Source organism: Jeotgalibacillus proteolyticus, assembly GCF_050107735.1.
GTDB lineage: Bacteria > Bacillota > Bacilli > Bacillales > Jeotgalibacillaceae > Jeotgalibacillus > Jeotgalibacillus proteolyticus_A.
The window spans coordinates 103217-122517 of the sequence record NZ_JBNILO010000002.1; the positions used below are offsets into that span (position 1 = coordinate 103217).

Consider the following 19301-nt stretch of genomic DNA (forward strand, 5'->3'; position numbering starts at 1 on the left):
TCATTGAATCAAATTAAAAAAGTGTTAGTGGCAAACAGAGGGGAAATTGCAATCAGGGTTTTCCGTGCCTGTACGGAGCTTAACATAAGAACCGTTGCTGTTTACTCAAAGGAAGACAGCGGATCGTTTCATCGCTTTAAAGCAGATGAAGCATACATAGTGGGCCAAGGGAAAAAGCCAATTGACGCTTATCTTGATATTGAAGGAATCATTGAAATTGCCAAACGTGCAGAAGTGGATGCCATCCATCCGGGGTATGGATTTCTATCGGAAAATATCCATTTCGCCAGACGCTGTGAGGAAGAAGGCATCATTTTTATCGGACCGTCTTCCCGTCATCTGGATATGTTCGGTGATAAAGTAAAAGCCCGAAAGCAGGCAGTTGAAGCAAATATTCCGGTTATACCAGGAAGCGACGGCCCTGTTGAAGGTGTGGAAGAAATTGAAGAGTTCGGCAGTAATCATGGCTTTCCTTTTATCATCAAGGCCTCTCTTGGCGGCGGTGGAAGGGGTATGAGAATTGTCCGTTCAGCAAATGAAATAAAAGATTCATATGATCGGGCGAAATCTGAAGCAAAAGCAGCGTTTGGCAATGACGAAGTGTATGTTGAAAGATTTATAGAAAATCCAAAGCATATTGAAGTACAGATTTTAGGAGACCTTGAAGGAACAATTATTCATTTATACGAACGGGATTGTTCAATACAAAGGAGACATCAAAAAGTAGTAGAAGTGGCTCCGTCCCTTTCCCTTTCACAGTCTCTGCGTGATGAAATTTGCGAAGCAGCTGTAAAGCTCGCTAAAAACGTGAATTATGTAAATGCGGGAACGGTCGAGTTTCTGGTAGCCAATGGAGAGTTCTTCTTCATCGAAGTAAATCCCAGAGTGCAGGTTGAGCATACAATTACTGAAATGATTACAGGAATTGATATTGTTCAGTCACAGATTATGATTGCCGAAGGGCACTTTTTACATAGCAAAAAAATGCTGATCCCAAAGCAGGAGGATATTCAGTTAAACGGATATGCCATCCAGTCACGGGTTACCACGGAAGATCCTCTTAACGGATTTATGCCTGACTCAGGAAGAATAATGGCTTACCGGTCGGGGGGAGGCTTTGGCGTAAGACTCGATGCAGGAAACGGCTATCAGGGCGCTGAAATTTCATCCCATTACGATTCGCTGCTTGTAAAGGTATCTACATGGGCGCTGACGTTTGAACAGGCTGCAGCCAAAATGGTCCGGAATTTACAGGAATTCAGAATTCGGGGAATTAAAACCAATATTCCGTTTTTAGAAAATGTAGTGAAGCATAAAAGCTTTTTAACCGGCGATTATGCCACTTCTTTTATTGATACAACACCGGAGCTTTTCTTTTTTCCGAAAAGAAAAGACAGAGGCACAAAAATGCTTTCATATATTGGCAACGTGACAATTAACGGATTTCCAGGTATTGAAAAAAGAGAAAAACCGTATTTCGCAGAGCCGAGGATTCCAAAAGTAAATCTCCTTGAAAAGCCTCCTGCCGGAACTAAGCAGCTGCTTGATGAACAGGGCCCTGAGGCATTAGCAGACTGGGTGAGAAAACAGGATGATGTTCTGATTACAGATACTACTTTTCGTGATGCGCATCAGTCTCTTCTCGCAACAAGAGTCAGAACTAATGATTTAAAAAATATTGCAGATGCCTCTGCCAGATTGCAATCAGACTTGTTTTCATTTGAAATGTGGGGAGGAGCTACTTTTGATGTAGCTTACCGTTTTTTAAAAGAAGATCCCTGGATGAGACTGCTGACATTGCGTGAAAAAATACCTAATGTTCTTTTTCAGATGCTATTAAGAGCGTCCAATGCGGTTGGATATAAAAACTACCCTGACAATGTCATTAAAGAATTTGTACAGAAGTCTGCTTATGCAGGCATCGATGTATTCAGAATCTTTGACAGTTTAAACTGGGTTAAAGGAATGGAAGCGGCCATTATGGCAGTGAGGGATTCAGGAAAAGTAGCTGAGGCGGCGATTTGTTATACGGGTGATATTCTGGACTCAAGCAGATCCAAGTATGATCTTGAGTACTATAAATCCCTCGCTAAAGAGCTGCAGGAACAGGGTGCTCATATTCTAGCTATAAAAGATATGGCAGGCCTCCTGAAGCCTGAAGCTGCCTACCGTCTAATTACAGAGCTGAAAGCGACAGTTGAGCTGCCGATTCATCTCCATACTCATGACACTAGCGGAAATGGGATCTTTCAATATGCACGCGCTATTGAAGCAGGGGTAGATATTGTTGATACAGCATTGGGCTCAATGAGCGGACTTACCTCACAGCCTGGCGGCAGCAGTCTTTACTACTCTCTCAGTGGAAATAAACGGCAGCTGAGAATGGATGTGGACCATTCACAAACGCTCTCTCATTACTGGGAAGATGTGCGTAAGTATTATAAGGATTTTGAAAGCGGAATGAATTCCCCTCATTCAGAAATATATAAACATGAAATGCCTGGCGGTCAGTACAGTAATTTGCAGCAGCAGGCAAAGGGTGTTGGACTTGGTGAACGCTGGGAAGAAGTAAAAGAGATGTATGCGCGTGTCAATCAGTTATTTGGAGACATTGTCAAAGTAACACCTTCTTCAAAAGTGGTTGGAGACATGGCATTATTTATGGTCCAAAACGATTTAGATGAAGAGGCAGTTATTCAAAAGGGTGCATCTATTGATTTTCCGGATTCAGTAGTAGAATTGTTTTCCGGCTACCTTGGCCAGCCGCATGGAGGGTTTCCTGAAAAGCTGCAGCAAGTGATTTTAAAAGGCAGAACACCGATCACGGTGCGTCCGGGAGAACGTCTGGAGGCTGTCGATTTTGAAGCGCTGCGTGAAGAACTGTTTCAGGAGCTTGGCCGTCCGGTTACACTTTTTGATGCACTCGCTCATGCTTTGTATCCAAAAGTGTTTAAGGAATATACAGCAACCAATCAGCTTTTTGGAGATGTCTCCGTCATTGATACACCAACGTTCTTTTTCGGTATGAGACTCGGGGAGGAAATCGAGGTGGAAATTGAAAAAGGCAAGACGCTTATATTAAAACTGGTTTCCATTGGTGAAGCGAGAGAAGATGGCACGAGAGTTTTATACTTTGATTTAAACGGTCAGCAGCGGGAAGTTGTGATTAAAGATGAAAGCATCAAGTCGACTGTTGCGATTAAACAAAAAGCAGCCCCTGGTAATGATGAAGAATTAGGAGCGACCATGCCGGGCACGGTTATAAAAGTGCTGATAAGCCGGGGAGATGAAGTCAAACAAGGCGACCACCTGCTGATCACAGAAGCGATGAAAATGGAAACGACCGTACAGGCTCCTTTTAATGGAGTAGTCGATGATATTTTCGTGGACAATGGAGAAGCATTGAAACCTGGAGATCTTTTGATTAGATTAAAAAAGAAAGATTAAAAAAGGGTAGGACATAGCTGAAAAATGTAAAAAATGAGGAGTATCTTTATTTGTATGAGGTGAATGCGAAAAGGGGCTGCACCTGCAGAAAGCATCTGCCTAAATCGAAATAATCCGGTCAAAGAGCCTGAGACACTTTTGTCCCAGGCTCGTTTTTTTGGCAGAATCCAGCAAAGATGGAATTGTACAAATAGCGTGTTGAAGGTTTAATATGTCCTTTTATTCTTCCTGATTTTTAGAATTTACCTTCGCTCTTGACATAAGCAGCAGGAAGTAACTGAGCAGTCCAAACAATAAAGAGATTATAAGTGCGTGCATTAATGCCAATACTAAGTTAAGTCTGGTAATCACAACCAATGCACCGGTAAGTACTTGAGCAGAGACAAGGCCGAAAGCGATCATCCAGCCGTAATAAATGACTTTTTGATGCTTGTAATTCCGAAAGGCCATCCAGGCAATATAAGCAATCCAGACGAAAATCAACCCTGCTGCAAATCTGTGACCCATCTGAAACCATTGTGATGAATTAAGTGGAAGAGAAGCCCATTGACTGTTCACGCACATTGGCCAATCAGGGCAGGCAAGGCTTGAGTTTGTATGACGAACAAAAGCACCGGAATACACAACTAGAAAAATATAGGTCATGACACCATACGTATGATAGCGAATACGCTTATCAATGACAATTCGTTCCGCTTCAAATTTTTTGTCCACTTCAAAAATAAGGAGTGTAAGCAGTAAAACAGAAGCAAAAGAAATAAGAGAAATACCGAAATGCAATGCCAGAATGAGATCAGAATGACCCCACACAACGGCTCCTGCCCCGAGCAAAGCCTGCAGCATTAAAAAGAAGAACGCAAGAACTGCGAGAAAGTTAGTTTCTCTTTTGTGGCCGATTGCCCGCCAGGACCATATGGACAAAATCAATACAAGCATTCCTGCTGTTGCAGATACAACTCTGTGGGAAAGTTCAACAATTGTTTCAAAAAGAAGTTCATCCGGAATAATCTGACCATGACATAACGGGAAGGACTGGCCGCAGCCTGCTCCTGAATCTGTTTTTGTAACTAAAGCACCTCCGAGCAAAACAAGGAGCATAACAATAGTCGTCAGCACCGCTAAAAACTTTAAAGACTTCGACTGCAAGTAGTTCACCTTCTTAATAGTAATAGTAGGAATTTATTTATTTTTAATGAATTGGAATAATTTAAGCGTACATCTCTTCCATTATGGAACAGATTAAAGCATGATGGTACCCTTTTTTAAAAGTGACACAGTTTAGTCAAACTAAGCGACAAAATATTTTCACAAACACAAATTTATATTAAATATTATTTAAGGATAACATAATGATGTGGTATTATAAAAAAGCTTCTGTCAGATGTGAAGGAATTGTTACATTTATCTAAATTCTGAATGCGACAAGTTATCTGAATTTCATTTTAAATATAGAAATCAGATTCGCTATCCTTTATAGTAGATGTAGTAAAATGTATTAGCAAGTTTGGAGAGGAGGGGAAAATGTGTCAAATAGTCGAGTTGTGTCGGCTGTGAAAGAGGCAGATTTTTCTGGAACAACTGCTTGGAAAGATTTCCTCGCTCTTATAAAAATTGGGATTGTCAATTCTAATTTTATCACTACGTTTACTGGATTGTGGCTGGCATTATATTTTACCAATGCCCACTTCCTCGGTTCATTAGATATCATTTTTTTAACCATGATCGGATCCTCGTTAATTGTTGCCGGTTCGTGCAGTATTAACAATTATATAGACAGGGATATCGACCATTTAATGGAACGGACGAAAAACCGCCCAACTGTAACAGGGAGAGTTCAGCCCTCGCGTGTGCTTGTGCTTGGACTTGGCTTAATCACGATAGGTCAGATTATGCTCTTTATGACAACCTTTACAGCTGGTGTAATTGGATTAATTGGTGTATTTAGTTACGTCGTGCTGTACACGATGTGGTCAAAAAGAAGATATGTAAGCAATACCATTGTAGGCAGTATATCAGGAGCGGTTCCCCCGTTAATTGGTTGGGCAGCTGTTGATCCGGGTCTCGGAATGATGCCGCTTGCACTGTTTTTAATTATTTTTGTCTGGCAGATGCCTCATTTTTATGCAATTGCCATGAGAAGAGTGGAAGAATATCGGGCTGCAGATATTCCAATGCTTCCTGTTATTAAGGGTTTTGCAGCAACTAAGAATCACATGCTGGTGTGGATTATTGCGTTATTTCCACTGCCGTTTCTTATGACTTCACTCGGACCTGTATTTCTAACATTGGCAACGCTTTTAAATGCCGGTTGGTTAGCGCTTTCAATTTCAGGGTATCGCATGAAAAAGGATCATAAATGGGCAACCTTAATGTTTGTGTATTCATTGAACTATTTAACGATTCTCTTTGTGGGAATGGTTATTATTACGTTCATTTGATTTTCAGGAATTCTTTCTTTATAAGAAATCCATATAGATCTTGTTCTCCATACTTACTATTATTTAAACGAAAGAGGGGTTTAATGAAGCTATGAAAAAAGGGCTAAAGAAATGGCGGCTTCTGCCGATGATTGCGGCTTTAGCGTTTATTCTGTCCGGCTGTGGAGAGCCGTTTTTGTCTGCGCTTCAGCCGGCAGGTGAAGTGGCTCAAAGGCAATATAACCTAATGGTGCTTAGTGCAGTCGTAATGGTTGTCGTTATTATCGTTGTATCTATCGTATATTCCATTGCCATTACTAAATTCCGGCGTGCAAAAGTCGGCGAAGACGTTATTCCAAAACAAGTGGAAGGAAGCCACACACTAGAAATCCTGTGGACGGTTATTCCAATCATTTTAGTTTTGGTGTTAGCGGTGCCAACTGTAGCTGTCACATTTGCTTTGGCAGACACGGCTGAAATGGAAGAAGTGGACGAAGAAGGAAACAGAACCGCGCTGGTTGTCGATGTCAGGGCAAATCTTTACTGGTGGGAATTTAATTATCCTGACCAGGGGATTGTTACGGCTCAGGATTTAGTCGTTCCAACTGATCAAAACGTTTACTTTAACGTAATTGCTTCTGATGTAAAGCACTCATTCTGGATTCCGGCAGTTGGAGGAAAGATTGATACGAATGTAGATAATATGAATACGTTTTATCTGAACTTTGACAGCGATAGTGCCGAACAGGTGGATAATCTGTTTTACGGCAAGTGTGCTGAGCTTTGCGGGCCTTCCCATGCGTTGATGGACTTTAAAGTTCGAACGCTATCAAGTGAAGACTTTGATGAGTGGGTCGCTGCCATGCAGGAAGCAGGAGAAGAAGAAAGCGAGCCTGAAAATGATGCCATAGCCCGAGGTGAAGAAGTCTTTGGACCGGATGGCCAGGGCTGCATACAGTGTCACGCTGTTTCACCAACTTCAGGAGCAGGTACATCTCAAGGACCTAACCTTGCTACGTTCGGGGAACGTTCTTATGTGGCAGGCATTCTCGATAACAGAGATGGAGAAGATTCAAGAGAAGAAAATATTAAAAACTGGATTCGAAATGCAGATAAGTTAAAGCCTGGGAATACAATGGGCGCTTATAATGAAGATGATTTATCTGATGAAGATCTGGATGCGTTAACTGAGTACTTAATGAGTTTAAAAGTTTATACAGAGTAATGAATTACTTGGAGATTGAACAAGGGAGGTTTAATGAGTGAGTACCGTTGCACAAAAACAAGGATTCCTGGCAGTCCTGTGGGATTATCTCACAACGGTCGACCACAAGAAGATTGCGATCCTTTACCTAGCATCCGGTGGTTTCTTCTTCCTGGTCGGCGGTATAGAAGCCATGATTATACGGATACAATTGGCTGTTCCTGACAATAACTTTGTCAGTGCAGGACTTTACAATGAAATCTTAACGATGCATGGAACGACGATGATATTTCTTGCAGCCATGCCATTATTATTTGCTTTTATGAATGCCGTTGTTCCTTTGCAAATCGGAGCACGTGATGTAGCATTCCCATTCTTAAATTCTTTGGGGTTCTGGCTGTTTTTCTTTGGAGGGATTTTCCTTAACCTTTCATGGTTTTTAGGTGGTGCGCCTGACGCCGGGTGGACATCTTATGCATCTCTGTCCATAACCTCTGAAGGCCATGGGATCGATTTTTATGTACTGGGGCTCCAAATATCAGGGGCAGGTACTTTAATCGCCGGGATTAACTTTCTGGTAACCATTATTAATATGAGAGCACCTGGTATGACTTACATGCGTATGCCTTTGTTTACATGGTCTACGTTTGTTGCATCCGCTCTAATCCTGTTTGCCTTTCCTCCATTGACTGTCGGACTTTTCCTTATGCTTTTCGACCGTATGTTTGGAGCGAATTTCTTTGATGTTTCAAATGGAGGTAATACGATTATCTGGGAGCATTTATTCTGGATTTTTGGACATCCTGAAGTGTACATTCTGATTCTGCCGGCATTTGGTATATTCTCTGAAATCTTTGCGACATTCTCCAGAAAACGTCTTTTTGGGTATGCAGCGATGGTTTTTGCTACTGTACTGATCGGATTTTTAGGATTCATGGTTTGGGCTCACCATATGTTTACAGTGGGACTTGGACCAACTGCAAATGCGATTTTTGCTGTTGCTACAATGGCAATCGCGGTTCCAACAGGAGTAAAGATTTTCAACTGGATGCTGACGATGTGGGGAGGAAGCATCGTCTTTACAACACCTATGCTGTATGCAGTTGCTTTCATACCTTCCTTTACAGCAGGCGGCGTAACGGGTGTTATGCTCGCATCAGCAGCAGCTGATTATCAGTACCATGATACGTATTTCGTTGTGGCCCACTTCCACTACGTAATTGTAGGGGGAGTAGTATTAGGACTGCTTGCAGGAACTCACTTTTACTGGCCGAAAATGTTTGGAACTATGCTGAATGAGACATTAGGTAAAATTACGTTCTGGCTGTTCCTGATCGGATTCCATGCTACTTTCTTTGTTCAGCATTTCCTTGGTTTAATGGGAATGCCTCGACGTATCTGGAAGTTTCTTGACGGACAGGGGCTTAACCTGTTCAACTTAATCAGTACTATTGGTGCAGTCTTTATGGCAGTCGCTGTTTTAGTGCTGGTGTACAATATTATTATCACGCAAATTAAAAATGTAAGAGTTGGGAATGATCCTTGGGGAGATGGCCGTACATTAGAATGGGCGATCGCTTCACCACCTCCATTTTACAACTTTAAACAGCTTCCATTAGTTCGGGGTCTTGACCCTTACTGGATTGAAAAAATGGAAGGCAACACAAAAATGACTCCTGCAGAACCTATTGGAGACATTCATATGCCGAACAATTCATTTATACCATTTGTTATGTCACTTGGATTATTTATCGCAGCATTTGGAGCGATGTATCAAGTGGACTGGAGAGCGTCGGATGGCGAAAGCTTCGTCTGGTCGATACCGGTGCTGATTATTGGTTTATTGATTACACTTGGCTCAATGGCTGTACGTTCGCTGAAAGATGATCACGGTTACCATATTCACAAAGAAGATTTGTTAAAAGATGAAGAGGGGGGTAGGGAATAATGGATGCTGAACAAAAATTCACAAGCAGAACATGGCCGGAATCCCCTGAAAAAACCACCCTTGAAGGAAAAAATAAATTTTTAGGTTTTTGGTTATTCCTTGGCGGAGAGACTGTTCTGTTTGCATCATTATTTGCAACTTATCTTGCATTAAAAGATAAAGTGCCAAGTGACGATCATGCCCTTGCAATTGATATGTTTGAATTGCCGCTCGTTTTCATCATGACGATGCTGCTTTTGACTTCATCGCTGACAAGTGTATATGCAATGTACCACATGAAAAATTACAATTTCCAAAAAATGAAAACCTGGCTGATTATCACAGTGGGCTTAGGATTAGCATTTTTAGGATTTGAGATTTATGAGTTTAATCATTATGTGCATGAGTTTCATCATACGTTTACCAGCAGTGCTTTTGGATCTTCCTTCTATACTCTGGTAGGTTTTCATGGTGCTCACGTAGTGGTGGGACTAGGATGGTTCTTGCTTCTGCTTATACGGAATACCAACCGGGGATTAAATCTTTACAACGCACCAAAATTCTTTGTAGCATCTCTTTACTGGCATTTTATTGACGTTGTTTGGGTATTTATCTTTACGGTTGTATATTTAATGGGAATGGTGGGATAACTGATGGCGACTCAACAATCAACTTCAGCGAACCCGAAAGTGAACTATGAGTACAGACGTAAAAAAGCAGCAGAGGAAATGCGCAAACATGTTACCTCGTTTGCATTAATGATTTTTGTCACTCTTATTGCTTTTATTATGGTGCTCGCTGGGTTCGACAAAACTTTCGTATATCCTGTTCTGCTTGCATTGGCAGCACTTCAAGTAGTTCTTCAGCTATACTATTTCATGCATATGAGCCATAAAGGCCATGGTGCTGCTGCTTTATTTTTATACTCCGGTGCGCTAGTCGCATTTATCACTATTCTTACCTTTCTAACGATTGTCTGGTGGTAAAACAGTGAAAAGACTGTTGAGCATGTGCTCAGCAGTCTTTTTTACCTTATTTGCACGATTACCTGCTTAGGACAGGATGAGATTGTCAACACTTTGTCATGTAAGGGCGTTGAAGTAAATCTTGGTCACCGATATAATTAGAGTTAAGTACGTAATCAATGAAAGGAAGGTGCCAGATGTCAATAGAGATCTTTGGCTTCCAGGCATTATGGAGTCCCTATTTTCTCATTAGTTTGATTGTGCTCACGGTGCTGTTTTTTTTACTGGCAACCAAATGGAGACATCGCTTTAAAGACAGCGAGCCATTAACAAGGAAACAAATGGTATTATTTTTAACAGCGATCACGATCACGTATATCGTGAAAGGCTCTCCAATTGATTTGCTTGCACATATAATGTTTTCGGTCCACATGATTCAAATGGGGATCTTTTATCTATTGATCCCGCCGTTATTTATCGTGGCAGTTCCGAGCTATATGTGGAAGGCTGTCATTCGGAATCGGTTTGTCAGACCTGTATTCAGATTTTTTACACTGCCGATTATTGCCCTTATTTTATTTAATGGTGTGTTTTCCTTTTATCATATTCCATTAGTGTTTGATACCATTAAAGTGGATGAGGTCCTGCATGCCGGATACACGGCGCTGTTATTGACATTGGCTTTCTTTATGTGGTGGCCGCTTGTAAACCAGGTGGAAGATGAATACCGACTGAGTGGTCTTAAAAAGATTGGATATATTTTCGCAGATGGGATATTACTGACTCCCGCTTGTGCGTTGATTATCTTTGCAGACGCCCCAATGTACGAAACGTTCTATAATGGAGGAGCATGGCTTGAGGCCATGGCGCTGTGTGTGCCGGCTGGGACTTTGCAAAGTCTGTCGTCACTTGGATTAACAGGACCTGAGCTTTTCAGCAATATGCCTCCTTTAGATGACCAGCAGACGGGCGGAGTTGTGATGAAAATCATTCAGGAGATTGTATATGGAGTCGTTCTTGCCCAGGTATTCTTTGAATGGTACCGCCGTGAAAAAGATGAGGGCGATCTGTTGAACGCTTCATATTACAAAACAGAAGAAGTTTAACTTAATGATTATTCAAGGGAAAGAGGATATTGCGGATGAGTTTACCTTTATTGCCGACACTGAGCACAATTTTTATTGTGCTTAGTGCTATATTAGTAGCAGCTGGCTGGATCCTTGTAGTTAAAGGAAGAGTAGAAGCTCACAAGAAAACAATGTTTGCAGCTGCTGTGGCTGCTCTTACATTCTTTATTATTTACGCCAGCCGCACCATTTTTGTGGGAAATACTGCTTTTGGCGGACCGGATGATATAAAAATCTATTACACAATTTTTCTCGTTTTTCATATTATCCTAGCTACAACCGGAGCAGTATTCGGACTGGTAACCATTTGGCTCGGCTATAAAAACAGAATAAAACAACATAGGAAAATTGGTCCCATTACATCTGTAATCTGGTTTTTTACTGCCACCACAGGTGTTATGGTCTACTCACTTTTATATGTCTTATATGATGGCGGAGAAACAACTTCGGTCATTAAAGCAATTCTTGGCTCATAGCATTCATCTTAAAAATAAAAAACTCACTTTCGAATTTGAAAGTGAGTTTTTTTGTGATTATGAATCAGCCGCTAAAATTTAAAATTAACTTTAATAATGCCAGCTTCTTTTGAAGAATTGAAAATGATTAGAACCAATGGTCCGATGATAAAGCCTAGAAGTCCAAAAAGTTTCAATCCGATAAACATGGCGACGAGGGTGGCAAGCGGCGAAAGCCCGATATGGCTCCCCATCACTTTAGGTTCTACGATCCGCCTGATAAGAAGAAGCAGGATTGCCAATACAGAAAGCTGTATCCCTTGCTCTATATCACCCGTTATCAGCTGAAAAATGGCCCACGGACCTAATATCGCAATTGACCCAATGATCGGAATAAGATCGATAATCCAAATGACCAGGGACATGATTAAAGCAACTTCCGGCGCAATGATCCATAAGCCGATTAAAGAACCCGCTAATATCAGTAAGCTAACAAGAAATTGAGCTTTTGCAAATCCCCAAATTACTTTTGATAGCCTGGCAGTCATAAATCTGACTTTTTCTGCTGTCCGCTCTTTTAAATGGGTGTATATGCCGGATCTGATTCTTGGCAGATCAATCATGATTAAAAATAAAGCAATTAAGTAAACAATAAAGCTGACAAGATATTCGGGGATATTGGTGACAGCACCTGTTACCGTTTCCGCATTAATAAAACCTGTAATGCTGGTTCTGAAATCTGTAAGAAAATTTTCCATTTCTGCGCTTAACTGATCCAGAACCTCTTTTGGAACTCTTGCAAAAGCCACTGTCAGATCGGCCTCAAATTCTCCCCACCAATCTGTTAATTCATTAACATAATCTGGTAAATTTTCAACAAATTGAATGGCCTGACCAACTAGACGCGTTATGGAAAAATATAAAAGAATGCCGATTGAGGCAATAAATAGAATGAAAACAGCGCCTACAGACCATCTTCTCTTAATCTTTAATTGATTTTGAAGAAATTTTACGAGAGGCTCTAAAATCAGTGCCGTAATCAGGGCCATTATTAACGGGACCGACACAGGTAATATAAAATAAATAACGAGTATGGCGATTATCAATAGAGATAATAGATAACCATTTCGTTTCGTAAACACTTTTGACAATGTAGGACCCCTTTCCTGTATTTAGTTCGAGTGAATAATAGTGATTTAAACGATGAAATAAATTCACCCGCAGCTGGGTGGAGCAAGAGAAGGAGGCTGCTCAGCAGATGCAGCTGCATGCAGAGAGGATGAATCAAATTGAATTGAATAAAAGAGCCAGACGTTACTGGCTCTTTTATAGTTATTATTCAGTGATTAAAGAAAGTTCCTGGTAAACAGCAACAAGTATTTTTTCACAAGTCTGAACAAGGTGCTCTGGAAATTCTTCACCTTCTCCGTATTCAACACCATGAGGGTAATAATGCTTGCCTAAAAGCGGGGTCATTAATTTGATATCAGCATCGTGCGCGCCAACATCCCCGTCTTCAGTATAGCCGAATATCCGCAGATAAAATGTACCTTCACGAATTTCAAACTTACGGTCGTATGTAACTCTTTCCCAATCCCATTGACCTGCTCGAATTAAGCCATGATTTCTCATGATCTCATCCAGTCGATCCAGTTCAATAAGCAATGTTTCTAAACCAGTGTTTTCAAAGCGCATGGAAAATTTCCCTCCTGTAATTCCTTACTTTAAGTAAAATAATGTTTGTCTCATTTTATAATAGTCGAAAGAAAACCAAGTTGCAATTATGTCCCTAATTAAAATTACGCTTTTTGTGGCGATTTCTTGAAATATCTCGAAAATGAAACATTCTACACATTCAAACATCGTGTGTGTATAATTAAAGTAAGATGATTAAGAAAGGAGGTACAGGAATGAAGGTATTTTTAAGAATACTGGTGGTTCTTGTCGTCATATTTTTAATCGGCTTCTATAGTGGTCCTTCAATACAGGAAAATGAACTTCTTCAAAATGAGCCTGTAAAATTGTCTAAAGATGACAAAACAACTAATGTACCTGCTGACCTTTCGGATGGATTAACACGCCCAAAAACCGGAATCTCTGTTTATATAGGCAAACCTCTTAAAGAGTTTATTGCGAATTGGGGGCAGCCTGACCGCATAGACCCTGGATATTACGACTTAGAATGGCTGATTTATGAGGGAGGAGCTGAGGCGTATATACAGGTTGCTGTTAAAAATGAGACAGTAAAAGCCATTTATGTGCTTGGTGAGAATATTGACCTTTCACCTTTTAAAATAGGACAGCCTTTAGAAGAAATTTATCGGTTCACGATGATAACCAGTGAAATTGTAGTGGAAGATGATAATGGCACCTATCAATATGAGCTTAGTGAACAGGACCTTCATACCCGATTGCTCGTTCCATTTGGAGATATGTTCGGCCAGCTTTTTATAGATCGATTTACAGGAAATATATTAGCTGTTTATTTTATGGACAAGGAGACTCTATTAGAGCAGAGACCTTATGAACTGGTATATAGAGGAGATCTGCCGGCAGTCCCGGTTGAACAGGATAATCAGCATGAAATTGATTCCGCTGCCGAACAGCAAATTTTTGATATGACCAATGTTATTCGGGAACAAAGGGGGATAAGCCTGCTCGAGCCTGATTTTCAATTAGCCAGGGTTGCTAAGGAACAAAGCAGACTGCTTTATGATGATTCCTTACTTACGGATGATTCACCTCAGGGAACGCTTCAGCAAAGGCTTTCAGAAGGAATAGAAGCATTTGATGAGGCTTCTGAAAACAGTGCATCAAACTTTACGCATTCTTTTTCTGTTCTTCATGCGTGGATGAATTCAGAGGGGCATCGGGAAACCATGCTGAAAGAAGAATTTACTCATGTTGGTGCCGGCGTCTACTATTTATTTTTTACTCAGGATTTCATTAAATACGATTCGGATGAAAAAACGGAAGATGAATAAGCCGGGTTTAGGCTGAATCTACTATAGCCGTAACGCGTTAAAGCTGCCACATTGCCTTCTTAGGCATGTGACAGCTTTTTTGATTGAAAAATTCTACTTCATTTCAATAAGATAAAATGATCCGGTGCCATGAGCGGCTATTTTACCATCAGGATTCATAATAGAAGCCTCAAGAACCATCGTTTTGCGCCCCTGGTGAAGAATGCTGGCTGTTGCAGTCATTTCTTCGCCGGATATCGGCTGGACAAAGTGCACATTGAGCTGGCTGGTTACTGCACCCATGCCTTCAGGAGCTAACTGGTTGGCAAGTGCTCCCATCGCTGTATCTATCAATGTAGCAGACATTCCACCATGTACAATGCCCAAGGAATTATGCAAAGTGCTTGAAACAGGCATTTTGATGCTACATGACTTTTCTTCCACATTTCTTTCCATATTCAGCAGGGCACTTGTGAAGGACGTATGTTTTTTGTTTATTTTATCATTCAGTCCAGTAAGAATCTGTTTAAGAACGGTAAGGTCTTCCTGAGTACCGTCAGTCAATAATTTATTTGTTAAATGCCGTACATCCTCTTTCATTAACTCCTGTTCCTCCTTAACCAATGTATCGTACTTATCATATCATAAAGCATAAAGGTGGCCTAACAACGGGTCAGAGTCCCAATAGCAGAGAGGAGAGCGATCTGGATGGAAGAAAGAGAAAAACGCCTGCAGGAATTTAAATCTTTTCTGGTGAAGAATCCGCATATTATACAAAAAGTACGCAAGAAAGAAAGCACCTGGCAGGATTTATTCGAAGAATGGTATTTGTTTGGTGAAGATGATAAGAGGTGGAAAGCAGACAGCTCCGAATCCGCGACTTCCAAGCAGTGGATTCATTCAATCAAAACCAAGCTGCAGTCACTGGACGACGACCAAATCGAACAGTATGTAGAGCAGTGCAAGGATGCTTTGGAAATGGTATCAGGACTGCTGTCCCAGTTTCAGTCACAGTCGTCAAAAAAAGGCGGACCTGCAACCGGTACTAAAAATGAATCTTATATGACGTACTGGAAATAGAACATCATAAAATAAAATAGACTCCAGTTGAAGTCAGAAAGAAAAATTTTCAACTTTTATCCTTTCGTGATAAAATACATTCACGGAGGTGGAAGGATGTTTGCTACCATAGAAGGAATTGAATTACTGGATTCAGCAGATGAGTTAAGCAAAATGATTTTGTTTTCAGAAGACATACAAAATTATTTAACTAAATATAAGCAGCTGCGTGCAGCTGATGAATCAATGGATAAAATAAACCGCTTTGCCAAACTCAAGGAACTTTATGAGGAAGTTCAGCGATTTGGAAGATATCATCCCGATTACTCGAGAGTGATGAAAGAAATCAGGGAACGAAAAAGGGAAATGGATATGGACCCTAACGTTGCAGAGTTCAGAATTGCTGAAAACAATGTGCAGAGTCTTTTGGATGAAGTAAGTAAAATCATCGGCTATTCTGTATCAGAGCATGTGAAAATCCCTACCGGAAACGCGTTTTTCGATTCCGGATCAGGCTGCAGCGGCGGCTGTGGATCCGGAGGAGGCTGCTCCTGTTCCGCATAATTTCAAAGTAAAACCCCCGTTGCTAATACAGCAGCGGGGGTTTTTTGGGATCAATTTATTCTGAAGAAACAAGCTGAAGAGCAATGTCCGGACGATCCGTTACAAGACCATGAGCTCCATAACGGAGCAGGCGATCCATTGTTTCCACATCATTTACGGTCCAATATTCTACATGAACATTTAAAGAGTCGAGGAATTCAATAAATGATTGTGAATCCAGCGGGATGACTCCGTGTTTAGTTGGAATTTGCAATGCATCAGCTTTTGGATAGTAAAGGTGGCCAAAACCGCTTTTAAATAATGAAAAAGCTTTTCTGGCTTCATTTTCTCCAGCCCCGATTGCCACGCGGTCCTGAGCATAAAGAGAAAAACGATCGATTTGTTCATCGTAAAAGCTTGTGACAAGTACACGATCCTCCACACCCATTTTTTCAATCAGCCGCCATACTTTTGAAGGCATCAAGCTTCCTTCGTACGTATCCGGATCCTCTTTCATATCAATATTAATTAAGTGATCAGGAAAAGCTTCAAGTAATTCTTTAAGCGTAATAATTTTCTCGCCTTTTCCCCGGTAAGTCTGTTTTCCTTGTAAGTCACGGAAATGAAAGCCAAGGTCAAAATCTTTCAGTTCATCCAGGGTGTAATCTGCAACTCTACCTGCTCCGTCCGTTGTACGGTCAATAAATCTGTCATGAAAAACGACAAGCTGTTCATCTTTTGTCAGTCTCACATCAATTTCAAAGCCATTGACTCCGAGCTCTGCTGCATGTTTAAAAGCCGCCATCGAGCTTTCAGGAGCTAAATCAGCCCCGCCACGGTGAGCGTATATGCGAGGCTTCTCACCTTCGAAATATTTTTTTGCTGGTCGTTTTACCGGCTTGGAAGCCATCTTGGAGCCAGCCCACAGAGCTGCTCCGGATGCTGCCAATGCCAGGCCTATATTTGTTTTTTTACCCATATTATATCCCCCGTTTCATTATGTATCTTTTCTACCTTAATGGTAGCATGTTACCCTCTTCACAACAAATGTAACCTACTTGCCCCGTTATTTAAAACGAATACAGTCAGGGCAGAGATTTCCGCAGCAAAACATTTTTTCCTGAGGAACATAAAAGCGGTGGCGAAAAACATACTCATTTTGATTTTGCCGGACAGGAACTGTTTCAGCATGAAGCCGCTTGCCTCTCATGGCTCTGCCGGCATTTTTTTTGATTTCAAAATAAAGCTGCTCAGTTTCGATCCCGTCTGCAGAAATATATAAAAAGGGGATTCCGGCAATTTTTTTCCACCGCACCTCTGTAATTCCTTCTGTTTTTGAGAGTCTATGTACAAAATCATCCCATATCAGGTTGATATCCATTGCCGATGCTCCTTTTGATATCATTGCCGATCATTGTTCACATATGCTACAATTTAACATAAGAAAATCAGGTGAGGTAATGACTATGCTAATGGATCGACAAGGACTGATCGTATGGCTTCACAGCTTAAAGCATGCGAAGACATTAAGAAGATTTGGAAACGTTCATTATGTTTCCAGAAAGATGAAATATGTACTATTATACTGTAATCAGAATGAAGTTGAAAAGCTTGAGGATAAATTGTCTAATTATTCGTATGTAAAAAAAGTGGAGGTTTCTCAGCGCCCATTTGTTAAAACCGAATATGAAAATGCAAAGCCGGACAAGGCCAAGGAGTATGATTATAAAATGGGTCTTTAATGTTCCTGACCGCAAGTTTTGTTGAAGATATGGTGGACACTGCAGCAGGTGAAGGATTTTGCACCCGCCACTGTAAAAAGCATTGAACAGGTTTAGTGAGGCTGGAACAAAACTCAAAAAAGTTAAAAAACTGAGGACTTTTTTATGAATAGTATGAGCTGAGCGGAGCGGAAGGTGGCGACTCCTGCAGGACATGACGGTGCTTGAGACCCCGCAAGGCAAAGCCTGAGGGGCTCAAGCCCCCGTCCCTGCGGAAAGCGTCCGTCTGAAGCGAAGTGAACCGGTCGTAGAGTTTGAGACACTTTTGTCTCAGGCTCATTTTTTTTACATTTGAGATCAAAATAAACTGACTATGACAGTGGACTGATATAGCGATTCATGCGTAAGATTCCGATTAAGTACTGAAAAAACAGTTCTTTCTCTGCGAATCTGTCTGATGGTTGAACTTCCATCTCGATCAAAGACAGCCCGGCCTCAGCAGCTGCTGATCGAACCAGATCAAACCGTTTATTAGGGGTATGATGGGGATTAGGAATCCCTTCCCGGCAAATGTACATTGCCTGGAAGCTGCCAGGGTCAGTTTTTTTCATAACAGCAACTATTGAAGTCACAGATCTTCCCTTTTTATTTGTATGAAGAGCAAGAATTCTTTCTATCCGGTGTGTGTTTGCTTTAACAATTTCCAGGAACTCGTATAAATCCGAATAGCCTTCTCCTAATTCGATAAATCGTTGAATCATCTTTTCACATCCTTTCGAACCTTTTTTATTTTAACATTGCAATCGTTTTTTAACATCTGTTCTTTAAATACGCAATAGCTTTGCCGTTTAAAATATGGTAGCATTATGTTCGACATAATGACTGAGTGGTGATGAGATGAGAATTATTTCTGGTGAAAAAAAAGGTATTCAACTAAAAGCCGTGCCAGGTTTAAATACCAGACCAACGACAGATAAAGTGAAGGAATCGATCTTTAATATGATCGGCCCCTACTTTGATGGCGGCTTGGGACTGGACCTTTTTGCAGGAAGCGGAAGCCTTGGCTTAGAAGGGCTGAGCAGAGGGCTTGAAAAAGTGGTGTTTATCGATCGTGACCGGGACGCAATACATACGATTAAATATAATATAGAGCGATTGGGTTATACAGAGCAGTCAGAGGTTTTCAGAAACGAGGCAGAAAGAGCGCTGAAAGCGGTTTCTAAACGAGAGCTTCAATTCAGCTGCATTTTTTTAGACCCTCCGTACCGGCTGCAGAAGCTCGTGAGTCTATTGGAGAAAATAGAAGAAAATAATCTGTTAAAGCAGAATGGGATCATTATGTGTGAACACGGTTCTGAAGTGGAACTCCCGGAATCGGTTGGAACATTGGTTTGCAGCCGCAAGGAAGTTTACGGCGTCACAGCAGTAACCATTTACAGGACACAAGGGTTTAACGATGAGGAGGAGTAACGG

At 41.1% G+C, this 19301-nt stretch carries 20 protein-coding genes; 13 read left to right on the forward strand and 7 right to left on the reverse strand.

Annotation, left to right across the window (positions count from 1 at the left end; all coding sequences use genetic code 11):
- The first annotated feature begins 3 nt into the window (after positions 1-3).
- A complete protein-coding gene (pyc, locus tag ACQCT8_RS03335) occupies positions 4-3447 on the forward strand; it encodes a pyruvate carboxylase (protein WP_426868461.1) in 3444 nt (1147 codons plus the stop codon).
- Between the two features lie 219 nt (positions 3448-3666).
- On the opposite strand, the gene ACQCT8_RS03340 is transcribed toward pyc, so the two are convergent.
- On the reverse strand, positions 3667-4545 hold the full coding sequence (locus ACQCT8_RS03340; protein ID WP_426869128.1) for a COX15/CtaA family protein: 879 nt from the start codon (positions 4543-4545) through the stop codon (positions 3667-3669).
- A 425-nt stretch (positions 4546-4970) separates the two neighbouring features.
- Between ACQCT8_RS03340 and cyoE the strand changes: the two genes are divergently transcribed.
- The 7 genes from cyoE (at position 4971) to ACQCT8_RS03375 (ending at position 11563) form a co-directional block, all read left to right on the forward strand.
- The gene (gene cyoE, locus ACQCT8_RS03345) at positions 4971-5885 is read left to right on the forward strand and encodes a heme o synthase (protein WP_426868463.1); all 915 of its coding nucleotides are present in this window, start codon (positions 4971-4973) and stop codon (positions 5883-5885) included.
- A gap of 91 nt (positions 5886-5976) precedes the next feature.
- Complete coding sequence (gene coxB, locus ACQCT8_RS03350; RefSeq protein ID WP_426868465.1) at positions 5977-7089, forward strand: cytochrome c oxidase subunit II; 1113 nt, start codon at positions 5977-5979, stop codon at positions 7087-7089.
- 37 nt (positions 7090-7126) lie between these two features.
- Positions 7127-9016 (forward strand): cytochrome c oxidase subunit I, encoded by a 1890-nt coding sequence (gene ctaD, locus ACQCT8_RS03355; protein ID WP_426868467.1) that lies wholly within the window; start codon positions 7127-7129, stop codon positions 9014-9016.
- Entirely contained in the window at positions 9016-9645 is a 630-nt protein-coding gene (locus tag ACQCT8_RS03360; RefSeq protein WP_426868469.1) for a cytochrome (ubi)quinol oxidase subunit III, read from the forward strand. The genes ctaD and ACQCT8_RS03360 overlap by 1 nt, the downstream gene beginning before the upstream one ends.
- A 3-nt stretch (positions 9646-9648) precedes the next feature.
- Positions 9649-9981 (forward strand): cytochrome c oxidase subunit IVB, encoded by a 333-nt coding sequence (gene ctaF, locus ACQCT8_RS03365; protein ID WP_041057235.1) that lies wholly within the window; start codon positions 9649-9651, stop codon positions 9979-9981.
- 176 nt (positions 9982-10157) lie between these two features.
- Complete coding sequence (ctaG, locus tag ACQCT8_RS03370) at positions 10158-11066, forward strand: cytochrome c oxidase assembly factor CtaG (protein ID WP_426868471.1); 909 nt, start codon at positions 10158-10160, stop codon at positions 11064-11066.
- A gap of 35 nt (positions 11067-11101) precedes the next feature.
- A complete protein-coding gene (locus tag ACQCT8_RS03375) occupies positions 11102-11563 on the forward strand; it encodes a DUF420 domain-containing protein (RefSeq protein ID WP_426868473.1) in 462 nt (153 codons plus the stop codon).
- Between the two features lie 71 nt (positions 11564-11634).
- Here the strand turns inward: ACQCT8_RS03375 and ytvI are convergent, their stop codons facing one another.
- The gene (ytvI, locus tag ACQCT8_RS03380; protein ID WP_426868475.1) at positions 11635-12693 is read right to left on the reverse strand and encodes a sporulation integral membrane protein YtvI; all 1059 of its coding nucleotides are present in this window, start codon (positions 12691-12693) and stop codon (positions 11635-11637) included.
- A 184-nt stretch (positions 12694-12877) separates the two neighbouring features.
- Positions 12878-13237, reverse strand: coding sequence for a YugN family protein (locus ACQCT8_RS03385; RefSeq protein ID WP_278238892.1), 360 nt, complete (start codon positions 13235-13237; stop codon positions 12878-12880).
- Between the two features lie 215 nt (positions 13238-13452).
- Here ACQCT8_RS03385 and ACQCT8_RS03390 point away from each other — a divergent pair, with 215 nt between their 5' ends.
- Positions 13453-14526, forward strand: coding sequence for a CAP domain-containing protein (locus ACQCT8_RS03390; RefSeq protein ID WP_426868478.1), 1074 nt, complete (start codon positions 13453-13455; stop codon positions 14524-14526).
- 93 nt (positions 14527-14619) lie between these two features.
- Here the strand turns inward: ACQCT8_RS03390 and ACQCT8_RS03395 are convergent, their stop codons facing one another.
- Positions 14620-15105, reverse strand: a complete 486-nt coding sequence (locus tag ACQCT8_RS03395; RefSeq protein WP_426868480.1) for a PaaI family thioesterase — start codon at positions 15103-15105, stop codon at positions 14620-14622.
- 108 nt (positions 15106-15213) lie between these two features.
- Here ACQCT8_RS03395 and ylbD point away from each other — a divergent pair, with 108 nt between their 5' ends.
- Positions 15214-15585, forward strand: coding sequence for a spore coat protein YlbD (gene ylbD / locus ACQCT8_RS03400; protein WP_426868482.1), 372 nt, complete (start codon positions 15214-15216; stop codon positions 15583-15585).
- 96 nt (positions 15586-15681) lie between these two features.
- Positions 15682-16128: a YlbF family regulator gene (locus tag ACQCT8_RS03405; RefSeq protein ID WP_426868484.1), complete on the forward strand. Its 447-nt coding sequence runs from the start codon at positions 15682-15684 to the stop codon at positions 16126-16128.
- Between the two features lie 55 nt (positions 16129-16183).
- Here the strand turns inward: ACQCT8_RS03405 and ACQCT8_RS03410 are convergent, their stop codons facing one another.
- On the reverse strand, positions 16184-17086 hold the full coding sequence (locus ACQCT8_RS03410; protein WP_426868486.1) for a glycerophosphodiester phosphodiesterase: 903 nt from the start codon (positions 17084-17086) through the stop codon (positions 16184-16186).
- Positions 17087-17173: 87 nt separating this feature from the next.
- Complete coding sequence (locus ACQCT8_RS03415; RefSeq protein ID WP_426868488.1) at positions 17174-17488, reverse strand: hypothetical protein; 315 nt, start codon at positions 17486-17488, stop codon at positions 17174-17176.
- A gap of 85 nt (positions 17489-17573) precedes the next feature.
- Between ACQCT8_RS03415 and ACQCT8_RS03420 the strand changes: the two genes are divergently transcribed.
- Complete coding sequence (locus ACQCT8_RS03420; protein WP_426868490.1) at positions 17574-17849, forward strand: YlbG family protein; 276 nt, start codon at positions 17574-17576, stop codon at positions 17847-17849.
- A gap of 350 nt (positions 17850-18199) precedes the next feature.
- Here ACQCT8_RS03420 and ACQCT8_RS03425 read toward each other — a convergent pair whose 3' ends face one another.
- Positions 18200-18589: a DUF7147 family protein gene (locus ACQCT8_RS03425; protein ID WP_426868492.1), complete on the reverse strand. Its 390-nt coding sequence runs from the start codon at positions 18587-18589 to the stop codon at positions 18200-18202.
- A gap of 136 nt (positions 18590-18725) precedes the next feature.
- On the opposite strand from ACQCT8_RS03425, the gene rsmD reads away from it, so the two are divergent.
- Positions 18726-19298 (forward strand): 16S rRNA (guanine(966)-N(2))-methyltransferase RsmD, encoded by a 573-nt coding sequence (rsmD, locus tag ACQCT8_RS03430; protein WP_426868494.1) that lies wholly within the window; start codon positions 18726-18728, stop codon positions 19296-19298.
- The last annotated feature ends 3 nt before the right edge of the window (positions 19299-19301 follow it).

Coding starts and splice junctions, on each gene's coding strand:
- ACQCT8_RS03340 (WP_426869128.1), bottom strand. CDS start 4,545: ATGCTCCTTGTTTTGCTCGGAGGTGCTTTAGTTACAAAAACAGATTCA.
- coxB (WP_426868465.1), top strand. CDS start 5,977: ATGAAAAAAGGGCTAAAGAAATGGCGGCTTCTGCCGATGATTGCGGCT.
- ACQCT8_RS03360 (WP_426868469.1), top strand. CDS start 9,016: ATGGATGCTGAACAAAAATTCACAAGCAGAACATGGCCGGAATCCCCT.
- ctaF (WP_041057235.1), top strand. CDS start 9,649: ATGGCGACTCAACAATCAACTTCAGCGAACCCGAAAGTGAACTATGAG.
- ctaG (WP_426868471.1), top strand. CDS start 10,158: ATGTCAATAGAGATCTTTGGCTTCCAGGCATTATGGAGTCCCTATTTT.
- ACQCT8_RS03375 (WP_426868473.1), top strand. CDS start 11,102: ATGAGTTTACCTTTATTGCCGACACTGAGCACAATTTTTATTGTGCTT.
- ACQCT8_RS03385 (WP_278238892.1), bottom strand. CDS start 13,237: ATGCGCTTTGAAAACACTGGTTTAGAAACATTGCTTATTGAACTGGAT.
- ACQCT8_RS03390 (WP_426868478.1), top strand. CDS start 13,453: ATGAAGGTATTTTTAAGAATACTGGTGGTTCTTGTCGTCATATTTTTA.
- ACQCT8_RS03395 (WP_426868480.1), bottom strand. CDS start 15,105: ATGAAAGAGGATGTACGGCATTTAACAAATAAATTATTGACTGACGGT.
- ylbD (WP_426868482.1), top strand. CDS start 15,214: ATGGAAGAAAGAGAAAAACGCCTGCAGGAATTTAAATCTTTTCTGGTG.
- ACQCT8_RS03405 (WP_426868484.1), top strand. CDS start 15,682: ATGTTTGCTACCATAGAAGGAATTGAATTACTGGATTCAGCAGATGAG.
- ACQCT8_RS03410 (WP_426868486.1), bottom strand. CDS start 17,086: ATGGGTAAAAAAACAAATATAGGCCTGGCATTGGCAGCATCCGGAGCA.
- ACQCT8_RS03415 (WP_426868488.1), bottom strand. CDS start 17,488: ATGGATATCAACCTGATATGGGATGATTTTGTACATAGACTCTCAAAA.
- ACQCT8_RS03420 (WP_426868490.1), top strand. CDS start 17,574: ATGCTAATGGATCGACAAGGACTGATCGTATGGCTTCACAGCTTAAAG.
- ACQCT8_RS03425 (WP_426868492.1), bottom strand. CDS start 18,589: ATGATTCAACGATTTATCGAATTAGGAGAAGGCTATTCGGATTTATAC.
- rsmD (WP_426868494.1), top strand. CDS start 18,726: ATGAGAATTATTTCTGGTGAAAAAAAAGGTATTCAACTAAAAGCCGTG.